Source organism: Limosilactobacillus sp. (genome assembly GCF_051873075.1).
Lineage (GTDB): Bacteria > Bacillota > Bacilli > Lactobacillales > Lactobacillaceae > Limosilactobacillus.
In genome coordinates this window covers 10,375-24,270 of record NZ_JBJEEM010000055.1, presented here as the reverse complement: position 1 = coordinate 24,270, position 13,896 = coordinate 10,375, and the positions used below count along the sequence as shown (strand labels likewise).

Below are 13,896 nucleotides of genomic sequence, written 5' to 3'. Positions count from 1 at the left end.
GATTTCCTTGTCTTCCACATATTGTAAGCGCTATACTAAAGACGGAATTTGCTTTATGAGGAGGATTTTTTAATGGATGCAGATATCAAATGGTTAGACGACCCAGAGACGTTCCGGGTTAACCAGCTTCCTGCGCACAGCGACCATCATTACTATGGCAACTATGCAGAGTGGGCAGCCGGCGACAGTCGCTTTACACAGTCCCTCGATGGCCAGTGGCAATTCAAGTTTGCCAAGACTCCCCAAGAACGTTTGCGCGGTTTCTTTGAAGTGGATCAAGATACCACGGATTTTGATTCAATCACCGTGCCGAGCGAAATTGAGCTGAACGACTATGCTCAGAACAACTACATTAACACTTTGATCCCGTGGGAAGGGAAGATCTACCGGCGGCCAGCGTACGCGCTGAGTGCTGACGATGACCAGGCTGGTTCCTTCAGCACCGGGGCTGACAATACGGTTGGGATGTACCGAAAGACCTTTGACCTGGATCCAGCCCTGCGCGGCAAGGCGGTTCGGGTCCGCTTCGAAGGGGTTGAACGGGCCATGTACCTCTGGCTCAATGGCCACTTCATTGGTTACGCCGAAGACAGCTTTACCCCGTCCGAATTTGACCTGACCCCGTACATCCAAGATGAGGGCAACGTGCTGGCCGTTGAGGTCTTCAAGCACAGCACCGCCTCCTGGATCGAGGACCAGGATATGTTCCGCTTCTCCGGGATCTTCCGGAGCGTCAACTTGCTGGCCCAGCCAGTGACCCACGTCGAGGACATGACGATCCGTCCGGTGGTTGCTGACAACTTCAAGGACGGCCGGTTCAACCTTAACCTCAAGCTGGCTGGCGAACCGGCCGGCAACGTCCACGTCATGGTCAAGGATGCCGACGGTGATGCCCTGCTGGACCAGACCCTGCCGGTTGCTTCGACCGTCGACCTGGCCGACATTGACTTTATAAACGTTCACCTTTGGGACAACCATGATCCGTACCTCTACCAACTGCTGGTGGAAATTCGGGACGACCATGGTCAGTTGGTTGAATTGGTCCCGTACCGGTTCGGCTTCCGGCGGATCGAGATCAGTGATGACCACGTAGTCCTGCTCAACGGCAAGCGCCTGATTATCAACGGGGTTAACCGGCACGAATGGGACGATCACCGCGGCCGGGCGATTACGATGGAAGATATGGAAAAGGACATCGCCACGTTTAAGGAAAACAACATCAACGCCGTCCGGACTTGCCACTACCCGGACCAGATTCCATGGTACTATCTCTGTGACCAAAACGGGATTTACATGATGGCGGAGAACAACCTCGAGTCTCATGCTACTTGGCAGAAAATGGGGGCCATCGAGCCGTCCTACAACGTTCCTGGATCGGTCCCACAGTGGAAGGATGCCGTCGTCGACCGAGCCCGGAGCAACTACGAAAACTTCAAGAACCATACGGCGATCCTCTTCTGGTCGCTGGGGAACGAATCCTTTGCCGGTGACAACCTGGTCGCCATGAACGACTTCTACAAGGAGCACGATGACAGCCGGCTGACCCACTACGAGGGCGTTTGCCACACCCACGACTACAGTGAGCAGATCCCGAGTCTGGATAAGAAAAATTACCTGCCAGCCGGAGGGGTTAAGGACTACCGTGATCAGATCTCCGACGTGGAGAGCTGGATGTACCTGCCGCCAAAGCAGGTTGAGGAATACCTACAGAACAACCCGGACAAGCCATTCATGGAGTGCGAGTACATGCACGACATGGGGAACTCCGCTGGGGGGATGGGGTCCTACATCGAGCTGCTCGACAAGTACCCGCAATACTTCGGCGGCTTTATCTGGGACTTTATTGACCAGGCAATCGCGGTTAAGGACCCGATCAGCGGCAAGGAAGTCATGCGCTACGGCGGGGACTTCGATGATCGGCACTCTGACTATGAATTCTCGGGTGACGGCCTGATGTTTGCGGACCGGACACCAAAACCAGCAATGCAGGAGGTACGGTACTACTATGGCTTACACAAATAAATTACACGTCATTTACGGCGACGGCGCCCTCGGGGTTGCGGGCGATGATTTCCACTACATCTTTAGCTACGAACGGGGCGGCCTGGAATCCTTGAAGATCAAGGGGAAGGAGTGGCTCTACCGGGTGCCGACCCCAACCTTCTGGCGGGCCACGACCGATAACGACCGGGGGAGCGGCTTTAACATCCGTTCCGCCCAGTGGGTGGCGGCCGACCTTTTCCAAAAGTGCGTCGGGATTGACCTGACCGTTGGTGACCACCACTTTGACCAGCTGCCGATTGCTCCCCGGACGAACGACTTTGGCGGTTCTGAGGAGGCTGAGGGGGTTGCCATCAGTTACACTTTCGAGACATTGACCACGCCGGCTACCCACGCTACGGTCAGTTATGATGTCCAGGCGGACGGTCAGATCAAGATTGGCGTTCGGTATGCTGGTAAGACCGGCTTGCCGGAACTGCCCGTCTTTGGTCTGCGGATGGTCATGCCAACTTTGGCCACTAATTATACTTATGAAGGGTTGTCCGGTGAAACCTACCCGGACCGGATGGCTGGTGCCGAGCATGGGACCTATACAGTCGCTGGTCTGCCGGTTGCCAAATACCTCGTTCCGCAGGAAAACGGGATGCATATGGATACGGATTGGGTTAAAATAACTCGGGACACCACCCAAAACAACGCCGACCATGACCAAACCCCGTTTAGCCTGAAAGTTGCCAAAGCTGGTCAGCCGATTAACTTCAGCTGCCTGCCGTACACTGCTGAAGAGTTGGAAAACGCAACTCACCTTGAAGAATTACCGCTAGCCCGACGCACGGTACTGGTGGTTGCGGGCGCCGTGCGTGGTGTCGGCGGGATCGATAGCTGGGGTGCTGATGTCGAAGAAAAATATCATATTCCAGCTGATAAGGATATTGAGTTCTCCTTTGTTTTAAATGCTAAATAAAGGAAATATTATGGGAAATATTAACGCCGCGGCTCAGGAGGCTTTCTTCCTGAAACCGCGGCGTTTTACGCTTCTTTGAAAGGCGCTATTAGGGCTGTATTTCCAGCTTATTGGCACACCTTGTCAATTGCTGTAATAGGGCGGCCGTTAGCTGTTAACCGTCATTATTATCTGAAAATAATACGCCATAAATTCTTTTTTGAATAGTAAATCGATATCATGGGCTGGCCTGCTCAATTATCAATATATTAATCGACAGCATTCCTGTTGACAGTGAAGAAAGTTGTTGCTATTTTCGATAGGGAATTAGTATAAAAAGATGTTTAACTCTTTCTGGTTAATGAATCTTTTATTTTCTTTGAGCGATTTGTGGTGTCAGCTATGAATTGCTTAAAAATTTTAAATATTTTTATTAATTTAGGAGAACCGAATAGTGCTGGGGAAAAATAATAAGTTTTTGCAAAATAAGCAGAGTGGTCAGAAATATCAACGCTTCTCGTTGCGGAAACTAAGCATCGGAGTAGTGTCAGTAGCGGTTGCTGCTGGCTTTTATTTTGCTGATTTGACGAGTGTTCAGGCGGATACGGTAGCCGCTGGAAATGGGCAGACGGATGCTGATAATCCGGACCATCAGGCGGTTACCGGCAGTCAGACCGTCGTACTGAGTGCGGCGGCTCAATCAACTGCACCAGAACAATCGGCGGCACCTGCCAGTACTGCTGTGTCATCCCAAGCTACGTCTACTCAACCGGAAGCGAACACGAGTGCCTTGGTCAAGCAGGCTGCTGTTGCCAGTCAGGAACCGGCCAGTGCTCAAAACGTTTCTTTGAAAATGTATGCGAACAATAATCAGGCGGCGGCAATTAACGCTAACGGCAGTCAGGTGGTTGGGATAAGCGGGTCGTTTGAGGTCACCCAGGACCAGTTAGATAAGGCCCCATCGATCACCATCGGCACGATCACCCAAACGCGTTCTGAACAAAATGGGACGAGCATTCCTGTGCTGGTACGGACTAGCCGGCACGCAATCAACGTCACTCAGGCCGGCAAGCAAGTGACGCTTGGTGAATTGCATATTGATAAGGACGATCTTGGCAGCATTATTTTGAGCCTGCAGAACATTAACCGTACTGTTGCGTTTAAGGGCGATAAGAAGATTACCTTCGACATCCCAGTGGCAGTGGCCCTTAACCACGCTGCCGATTCCAGCACGTACCTTGGGACCCATTATCCACAGACGGTAAAATTTAATTACGAAAACAGTAATACCCCATTTGTGCTGACGATCAAGGCACCGCAATTTAGCGAGGGCAACAAGCCACAGGACTTTTACATTAGTAGCCCGAAAGTCTCTGGTGAAGAGGGGATCTTCTCGGTCCATGGAAATTACGTTAAGTCTAATGAATTTCAAAGCTTCCTAAACGATCCGCTCCATTCGCAACCAGCCAACCTTCCGATCGATTACCAATGGGGGATTAACCTGCAGGGAAGCCAGGAGGTCACCGACATTCAGGTAAATGGCGGGGCCCCGCTGGATGTCCTGTTTGACCTGTCTAATCCTAAAAACGGCAAGTATGTTCACAATAGCGGGACCGTGCCCCTGTGGATGAAGATCAGTTCAACCCGCACTGCAGATAACCTCAGTCTGGACGAATTGAAAGCTCAGCAGGTAGCACAACAGTATGAGGGGTTGCTGTGGTCCCGGCAGGATGATGGCTCGGTCAACCTCTGGTTTAATTGGTCCCAGGCCCGCTTGCACCGTGATTGGGTTAACGCAATCATCCAGAGGTATGACAGCGCGGATGATAAATCTGCGAATGATTCGCAAAAGTATCTAAACAGCCTCAAGAACTACTTTAAGAAGTCGCTGTACGCAACCCTGGTGTCTAACGCCGATAAGTTTGCCGAAGACAATGTGAACGCCTACTATCATTTTCTGGGGGACAACCCGCTGATGTGGTACCAGGAGCTCCACATTATCAGTTATGACTCAACCATCAGCAACACGCTCCAAATCAAGGTGAACAATAAGGTCACCACAACGATCAAGACGACGCCTAATGCCCACAGTATTGAGGGGCATTCCTTTGTTAAGGTGCACTTTATCAATGCTGATTCGAATGCTACGGATTTAGGCAAGGCAGAGGTCTTACTTCCTGAAGGACCAATGCTTAACGATGGTGAGGTCAAGACAGCCTGGCAAGGGGAGAGCAGTCTGGTTAACTTCTCCACGTTGAGTGGTTACAACATTGTGAGTGATGATCAGCAGATCGCTGCCTTGAAGGCCAAGTGGAATGCATCGAACATCAAGGTGCTGAAAGCCGCCAGGGCAACGATTACCTTCCCGGCAGAACAGGGGGCAACGGATGAGTACTATATCTTTGTAACGCCCGTTGAGCATCAGCTAAGGCTGAAGTACGTCGACGATGATGCCAAGGGCCAGCTGGTCCATACCAAGAGTATCTCAGGACCGACCGGCAAAACCGTCGCAATTGACCTGCCCGATAATCTAGCTAAAAAAGGATATCTGCTAGACAAAACGATTTTCACCATTGCCTATAAGAGTGATGGGACCCCTGCCTTTGAAGTAGATGAAGATGGGGATGCCGTTATCCACCTCCACCATAAAAAGACGGTTAAGCGGGACACAACCCCGGTTACGCGGACAATTATTAAAAATCTACCAAATGGTACCCAGCAAGAAATTACCCAAACTGCCAATCCTTATAAGGAATACCTGTATGATGAAGTAACTCGGCAAGAAATCCCGGGAACGGAGATATGGGGTACGGATACGCAGAGCTGGGCAGCAGTGCCAACTGCAGTCGAAGGCTATACCCCGATTATTAAGGTGGACGGGAAAGAAACTACCCTGGATGCCATTACATCGCAGACCGTTGATCTGAATACGAAGGCAACTACTATTATTGTCGCCTATACCGCGACGGCCACTGCCAAACTAATTGGCAACCCGGTCACCTATACTGGCCAGCCGATCGAATTGAACAAGGCTTTGCGGCTTGAGGTTACGGGACCGATTGCTAAACCCGCCAGCTTCACGTTAAAAAACGGGGATGTTGAATTCTCAACTGACGGGAAGACCTGGTCTACTGATCTGCCGACTGATGCCAATACTTACCAGGTCCGCTTAACCGCTCAGGGCGAAGAGGCGATCAAAGCTAAGTATGCCAATCCTTATTTTGGCATCAACTGGAACATTGTCAGGAACGCGAACTTTACGATTAGTCCCCTTGCCGTAAGGTCAACATTGGAAGGCAGCGACACTAAGACCTACGATGGGGCAGTTGCCAATGTTGATCCAAGTAAAATGACGTTCAACGTCAAATTGGGCGATCAAACCATTAAATTGGACACGACAGGATTGACTAGCGCTGACTTTATTTTGACCGATCGTCAAGGAAATGCAATTAAGGCGCAAAAGGACGTCGGGACCTACTACATTAAGCTGACTAGTGCCGGACTCGACATTCTTCAAAAGAATAATAAGAACTTTACGCTGACTAACGCTGGCCTGGGTAAATACACCATTACTCAAGCCCAGGCTAAAGCAACGCTCGCCGGTACAGGGACCCGTGCTTACAATGGCGCTGGGGTTACGCTAGCTGACCTGAATGCTGAGGATGCCAATAACACGATCGCGCTGACCCTCTCCTATCCAAAAGATGGCGATACTACCCACGCAGAGACGGTTAAGTTAACTGCCGACGACTTCGTATGGAACACGCCGGATCACACGGCACCTGTAGATGCTAACGACCAGACCTACACGCTGTCACTCAAGACGGAGGTCATCAAGCAGTTGCTGGAAACGACTGCTGGCAGTGGCCAAGGCGGGGTGGCAAACGTCACGGTAGCCGATAATGCGATCACGGGGATGGCCCGCTACACCATTACGCCGCTGGCCGGTACCGCTATCTTGAGTAATATTACGGACGGCAACTATGGCAAGACCTATGATGCGCAGCCAACGACGCAGATTGATCCTAGCAAGCTGCACGTTACGTTGGCGGTTAATGGCAAGCAGGTCGAATTAAATAGTAAGAGCCTTACCGGAGCCGACTTTGCATGGGAGGAAGGCAATCGCCTGATCGATTATCCGGTTAACGTCGGAACCTACTACATCACATTAACCGGTTCTGGCTTGGCGCGGCTGCAGGCAGACAACCCGAACTTCAACTTCGGCAGTACTGGCTACGGCATCTACACCATCAGTCAGGCCAACGGAACAGCGAAGTTGGCTGGGAATAACGCTAAGGCCTACGACGGCACCGCCATTTCGACTGCTGAAATTAACAATAACGGCCAGATCGTGGTTAACCTAACCTATCCTGGTGCCACCGCTGACAATAGCAGCTACGTCTTGCAGGATGGCGACTACACGATTACGCCAGCAGACGCGGCGGATGGCAACTTGGCCAATGCCGGGGAGTACACGATTACCCTGACGGCGGCCGGCAAAGCTCACGTCAGGGCTGCATTAAAGAAGGCTTCTGGTGAGGGGCAAGGTGGCCAGGCCAACGCGACGGTTGCCGACGATGCGATTATTGGGGATGCATCCTTTACCATCAAGGCTGCCACGAACGTCGTTGCGGTCAACGGGACGCAGACTGCCACTTATACTGGTCAGCCGGTCAACGTTGTGTACAGCGCTGACGGTAACAACAGTGTGGCGGTGAGCGTTAAGACTGTATCTGGCACAACTGCTGACATTAAAGACGTCCAGCTAGTCTCTGGCGACTTCTGCGTTGTGGACGCTGATGGCAAGCCGATCCCGGCCACCGATGCTGATGGTGTTTACCACATTGTCTTAACTGACGCCGGGGTGGCTAAGATTCAAAACGCGGTTGGCAACAACTATCAGCTGGTGCAAGGCACTGGATTTGGTACTTTGTCCATCAAGAAGGCCGCAGGAACCGTCAAACTTGAAGGAAATCCTTCAATTACTTACACCGGTAAAGAAGATCCTGACTACTTAGCTGGCTTTGCAGTCAAGTTAACGGGACCGGGGAATCCTAGCTATAAGTTGGTAGCCGATGATATTGAATTTAATGTCGATGGCAAGTGGCAAAAGAATGCTCCTGTTAAACATGGAGCTTACGCTGTTCGTCTGTCTCAAGTTGGCTGGGATGACATTAAGAAAATTAACGGCTACAACGTAACGTGGTCTGATGATCCAACGACAAGCACCGCTAAATATACGATTAACGCCGCTACTATAACCGCCACACTTAGTGGTAAAGGCAATATGCTTTACACTGGTCAACCAGTAACAACTGCGGACTTGCATAATAATTCGAACATTAACGTGGCGGTTAATGCCGATCAGGTTGCCGGTTTATCAACTTTGACATACACCCTTGGCGATGGCGACTATACTTGGAATACTGCCGATGGCAAGGCGCCAACGAATCATGGTAACTACACGATCAAGTTGACTAAGGCCGGGTTGGACAATATTCAGAAGCTGATTGATCAAACCTTCGGCCAGGGAAACGTAGTGCTGGCCCGCAATGATACTGGCAGTGCAAACTTCAGCATTGACCAGCAGGATTCAGGAATTGTTCAGCTAACCGGCACATTGGAAAAGACGTATGATGGTCAAACGGCGAGTCTTGATTTAGCCAATTTTAGCACGAAGACAAACGATTACTTCAAATGTGCAACGGGGATAACAATTCCTAACTTAGCAGATGACACCCTTGAGTGGGTGGATGAAAACGGACGGGCAATTGCCGTTCCTAAAAATGTGGGAACGTACTACTTGCAATTAAATAAAGCGGGTAGGGATGCAATTGCTAACGCTAATAAAAACTATTCATTCACTGACGCTCAGAATAATAGCCGGATCACCGGGCGGATTACCTACACGATTGACCCGGCTAGTCTGGTAATTGGCGTGTCTGGCACTGCATCGAAAACTTTTGATGGCCAGAAGGCAGTAGTTACGCAAAGTCAGCTTGATAATGGTGATATCAAACTGGTTTGGGGAAATGGCACCTTAGTCTTGCCTGATGACCTGAGCCACTTCACTTTGACTCCAGACGATCTGGAGGTGGTTGATGGACAAGGAAACGCAGCGGTTCACACCAACGTGCATAGCGATAAGACCATTGGCCCCGTCTACTACGTCCGCTTGAAAAACAGTGTGCTCGAGCGGATTCAGTCGTTAACTGGCGCGCAGAACTATACTATTAGTCTGTCAACGAGTACCGGGAATTACCTGATCTATTCTCATAAGGCACAGGTCACCCTGAGCGGTAACCAGACGGCAATTTATGGTACCGATTTGCCGCTTGATGCCACTAAGTATGTCGTCAGTTTGACCAACTGGCAAGAGAGTGATGGTACTAAGCCAGATCTTGCAACCGTTTTGGAAAAAATCGGTCGTATGCAAGATGGTGACGTTTATATTGATGGTTACAAAGACGGGGAGCCTAAGGATGTCGGTATTTATCGGGTAAGGATTTCTGACCAGCTGTTTGCGCGGTTAAAGCAAGCATTCCCGGACTACACGTGGGGTGACGATGACGGTCAAAATGCCGATGCGGCAAACGTTATTACGGAACACGATCCGGCCACCTACGTAATTAAACGGGCACTGGCAACGGTCAACATCAATGGCACGCAGCATATCAAGTATGGTGAACCTGCCAATATTCAGTATGGCGATAATGGTTATACTATTGCCATCACCGCTCCGGTAGATGGTAAGCAAGTGGCCGTTAACACCGGCAAAGTAAAGTTCGATGCTCAAGATCTTCAATTCGTAACCACGCCGGGCGACGCAGGCACTTACACGGTTAAGTTGTCGCAGAAAGGTCTTGCTAAGCTGCTGCAGGATTTGCCTGGTGCGGCTAACTACAACTGGCAGCAGGTGCTTGATGAGCTGACCACCCCAACGGCGGCCTTTTACGTTGACCCAATGCCGATAACTATCACGGTTGGCGGGGAGCCGCAAACGGTTACTTACGGTTCACAGCAATGGTTGGATGCTATTAAGGCGAACCCTGAAGGCTATTCTTTGACGGTTAAGACAGAAAATGGCACTACCTTATCTTATGAAGTTAAGGATGGGGATTTAACCTATAGCCAAACACCTGGAAATGTTGGTAGTTACGATGTTGTCCTTTCAGCTCAAGGCTTGGCCAATATTAAAGCAGCATTGAAGGAAAACTATACCTACCCACAATTGGCTAACGTGGTAAGTCATGGAACGCTTAAGGTTACCCAAGGAGAGGCTACTGTCACCCTTAGTGGTAGTGACGGCAAGACCTACGATGGTCAGGCCGCAGCACCGGCAGACTTGAAGACTGACAATTACAGCTTGAAGTATTCGGCAACTGTTTACTCACCAGATGGTACTTCACGAACGATTGAATTGACCAATGATGACTTGCAGTTCGTCGGTGGTAACCCGGTCAACCAGGGGCACTACCAGGTCGAATTATCACCGGCTGGTCAAGCGCGCTTGGAGGACTTAGCCGGCAACAGCGGTGAGAACTACCATTGGATTTTTAAGACTAAAGCAACCTATGATATCAATCCCGCAAGTGCCAGTGTCGAACTGACCGGTAGCAATCAAAAGGTCTTTGATGGTATGGCAGTTACCACTAAGCAGGTCAACAATGGGGGAAGCATTGTTGTTAACTTGACCTTCCCGGGCAGTACGAAGGATAGTACCTATTTGCCGCAAAATGGTGACTATGACTGGTACACTGCAGACGGCAAGACTAAGTTGGATTCTGCACCGATTCATCCAGGAACTTACCTCATTAAACTGACCGCGGCTGGGTTAACTAACCTGCGAGCAGCCTTAAATAGTCAGGCCGGCAGTGGTAACGTAACGTTGAATGAAGACGGGCTAAGCGGTTCGGCCGCCTTTACGATTGTTGCCAAGCCGATTACGAACGTGACCGTTTCTGGTCAGCCCCAGAGCAAAACCTATGATGGCAAAGCAGCCGTTCTGGATATCAACGGTCTGACGGTCAGTGGCAATGGAACCCTTACGTCACTATCAGCTGGCAAAATTACAGCCAGTGACTTTGACTGGTACGATGAGAATGGCACAAAGCTGGCGGAAGCACCGACTGATGCCGGTACTTATGAAGCCCGGTTAACTTCACGTGCTTTAGCGGTCTTGCAAGCTGCCAACCCGGACTACGGTTTCAGCGCTGCCAATGGGGCGATTAAGTACACGATTAACCAAGCATCGGCAAACGCGAAGTTCAGCGGGACAGTTCAGCGGGACTATAACGCTCAGAGCACTGCAATCAGTGAGGCCCTAAAGGCTGGTAAGTGGATGCCAACGGGGGTGGTAAATAACGAAGCCCTCAACCTCACCGGCCTTACCTACCTCGATTACTATTGGGCGACTAAGGACGGAACCGTTATGAACGGTTTGCCGACCGATGCTGGGACCTACTACCTGAAATTGAAGAAGGAGTCGGTTCAAAAGATCAAGGACGCTAACCCGAACTACAGCTTTGATGCGATTGATGGTGAGGTTACCTACACCATTACTGCCGCCTCCGGACAGGCAACGCTTAGTGGGCGGGCTTCAAAGACCTATGATGGTCAAGCGGTCACGACTGCAGAGATTAACGGCACCAATGGGAACATCGCGGTTAGCCTTGGCTTCCCATGCAGTACGGGAACCATTTACCAGCTTCAGGATGGTGATTATGCCTGGTATGACGCCAATGACCACAAGCTTAGTACCGTGCCAACTGCAGCCGGCATTTACACGATCAAGATTGATTCAAGTAAGCTGCAAGACATCGCTGACACGGTTGCTGGCAAGGGAAACGTCACAATTACAATTACTGGTGATACTGGCCAGGCGACGTTCATTATTGAGAAAAAGAGCCTCAACGTCGTATTAGGCGACAAGGAAGGCATTAGTGCTGGTAAGACCTACGATGGGCAAGCCGCCACGATTGATCCGGCTGCCGGTGAATTCACCGCTACGGGATTAATCGCCGGCGAAAAGCTGAACGCTGACCACATCACTGCCAGCGATTACGAGTGGCAAGATGCGGCCGGCAAAGTGTTGACGACGGCCCCGACAGCCGCCGGTACCTACTACCTTGCCTTGACCGCAGCTGGTTTAGCGAAGCTGCAGGTTGCTAATCCAAACTACGCCATCACGGAAAGTGGCCGGTTCAAGTACATCATTAGTCCGGCCCAAGTTGATGTGACGGTTGATGGAAGCCAAGAGGGGACCAGTACGGAGATTGATAATAAGCGATTCAACGTCTCAGCTCCCGCAGGCATCACCATTCCGGCGAACTTGGAATACCAGTTTGCTAACGGATTTCCAACTGAAGCCGGGGGTTATGGTGTTGTCTTGACCCCAGATAGTGTGCAGAAGCTGAAGGAGGCCAACTCAAACTACGATCTGGATATTACTTCAAACGCCAAGTTCACTTTGGATGCCACCACTCTGACAATTAGCTTTGCAGATACGAATGACGGTAATCGGCAGGTGGGACCAGTGATCACGAAGACTGGGGTAGCCGGTCAGACAATCACTGATTTTAGTGACATCAAGATTCCAGACCGCTACGAATTGGCTGATGGTCAGACCATGCCAACGACTTACACGTTTGACAAGGCGTTGAACCAAAGCTTGATCATCATGCTGGATCACAAGGCGGTACGGGTTGATCCGACTAAGCCGGCCACCAATCCGGAACCGACGAACGCGGATTGGTTCAAGCAAAATGGCCTGACTAAGGACGTCAAACGAACGATTACCTACGAAGGCCTGTCTGCGGACCAATTAAGCCAGATTCCAGCGGAGCAAAAGCAACAGACCGTTTCATTCACTAGAACCGCCCAGTATGACCTGGTAACCAAACAACTGGTAGCCGGCAGTACCGGTGCCTGGGTGGCGCTTAACGGCCAAAACACGTTTGCTGGTTTTACCCCGTATAAGTTTGCCGGCTACACTGCCGGACGACTGGTGCCCGCAGCCACGGTCAATGGCGATGATCAGGATAGCCAGCTTACGGTAAGGTACGCTGCCGATGCGCAGACGGTGACGATAAAATTTGTTGATGATGACCAGAAGGGGGCCGTGGTCGGGAACCAGATTATAAAGACTGGGGTAACCGACCAGATAATTACTGATTTTAGTGACGTCACGGTTCCGGACCATTACGAATTGGCTGATGGGCAGGACCTGCCCGCTAGCTACCGGTTCACCGCCGACCAGAACCAGGCGATTACGATCCACCTAAGTGAGCAGAAGGTTGTCGTTGATCCTACCAGACCAGCCACTAACCCCGTGCCGACAAACGCTGACTGGTTCGTGGACAATGATCTGAAGAGAACGATCACGCGGACGATCAACGATCACTCATTAAGCGGTGATAAATCGCAGACGCAAACGGCCGTCATCTACCGGACTGCCACTTACAACAAGGCAACTGGCGAGTTGACGACGCTGAGTGACTGGAGCACGGCTAGCTGGACCGGTTATCAAGTAGCGACCGTTCCGGGTTATACCACCCGGATTACCGAAAATGTGGATAACGGTGAGGAAACTACGATTCGATCGATTGATGAGGTGACTGTTGATGACCAAACTAAGTCAACAGTTGTCGCAATTAATTACACGCCTAACCCTCAAACGGGTAAAATCAGCTATGTGGACAGCCAAGGCAATGAGATCGGCCATACCGAGTTGAAGGGAGTTACCGATGAACACGTTAAGGTAACCCTTCAATTGCCAGCCGGGTGGCTCCTTGTTCCAGGAGAACAGGTGCCTGCCGAGGTGGTGGCCACGGCAAATGGTATCGAGACCGTTGTTGTGAAAATTCAGCATGGGACCGTGACGGTTGATCCGGCCTACCCTAAGTCACCGGCGGATCTACTGCCGGATAATCCGCAGGACCATTATCCAAGCG

The 13,896-nt window shown here is 50.9% G+C and carries 3 protein-coding genes; all 3 read left to right on the top strand.

Features of this window, described 5'->3' with window-relative positions:
* Nucleotides 1-72: 72 nt before the first annotated feature.
* Nucleotides 73-2,022 (top strand): glycoside hydrolase family 2 TIM barrel-domain containing protein, encoded by a 1,950-nt coding sequence (locus ACI31J_RS06275; protein ID WP_439773578.1) that lies wholly within the window; start codon nt 73-75, stop codon nt 2,020-2,022.
* On the top strand, nt 2,006-2,965 hold the full coding sequence (locus ACI31J_RS06270; RefSeq protein ID WP_439773577.1) for a beta-galactosidase small subunit: 960 nt from the start codon (nt 2,006-2,008) through the stop codon (nt 2,963-2,965). Before ACI31J_RS06275 ends, ACI31J_RS06270 begins: the two co-directional genes overlap by 17 nt.
* A gap of 433 nt (nt 2,966-3,398) precedes the next feature.
* Nucleotides 3,399-13,896: MBG domain-containing protein (locus tag ACI31J_RS06265; RefSeq protein WP_439773576.1), on the top strand; the 10,498-nt coding region annotated here is incomplete at its 3' end.

What these genes read in the sequence shown, in the direction of transcription:
- ACI31J_RS06275 (WP_439773578.1), top strand. Translation starts at nt 73, where the DNA reads ATGGATGCAGATATCAAATGGTTAGACGACCCAGAGACGTTCCGGGTT.
- ACI31J_RS06270 (WP_439773577.1), top strand. Translation starts at nt 2,006, where the DNA reads ATGGCTTACACAAATAAATTACACGTCATTTACGGCGACGGCGCCCTC.